General features: G+C 39.2%; 1 protein-coding gene. It reads left to right on the forward strand.

Translation table 11 applies throughout. The annotated features are described in order from the left end of the window. Positions 1 to 32: 32 nt before the first annotated feature. On the forward strand, positions 33 to 498 hold a 466-nt coding region (gene rplF / locus HC175_RS17670), incomplete at its 3' end, for a 50S ribosomal protein L6 (RefSeq protein ID WP_168139591.1).

The following is a 498-nucleotide window of genomic DNA, read 5'->3' on the forward strand; positions in this document are numbered from 1 at the left end:
CTACGTTTACTAATATTTAAAGACGAAAAGAAATGTCCAGAATAGGTAAAAGTCCAATCACAGTTCCAGAGGGTGTTACAGTAAACATTAATGACGGGATTGTAACGGTAAAAGGAAAATTAGGAGAGCTTTCTCAGGAATTCTCAGAGATCGATATTACTATCGAGGACGGGGTAATTACTTTGGAGCGTCCTTCAGATAAAAAGGAACATAAAGCGAAACACGGTCTTTACCGTGCTTTGATCAATAACATGATCGAAGGTGTGTCTAATGGATTTACACATGAGCTTGAACTTGTTGGTGTAGGTTACAGAGCAACAAACCAGGGACAAAAATTGGATCTGGCTGTTGGGTACTCTCATAACATTGTCTTAGATTTGGCACCCGAAGTTAAAGTGGAAACTATTTCAGATAAAGGTAAGAACCCAATCGTGAAATTAACTTCACATGACAAGCAACTGGTTGGTCAAATAGCTGCAAAGATCCGTTCTTTCCGTG

This window comes from Salinimicrobium oceani (assembly GCF_012037645.1).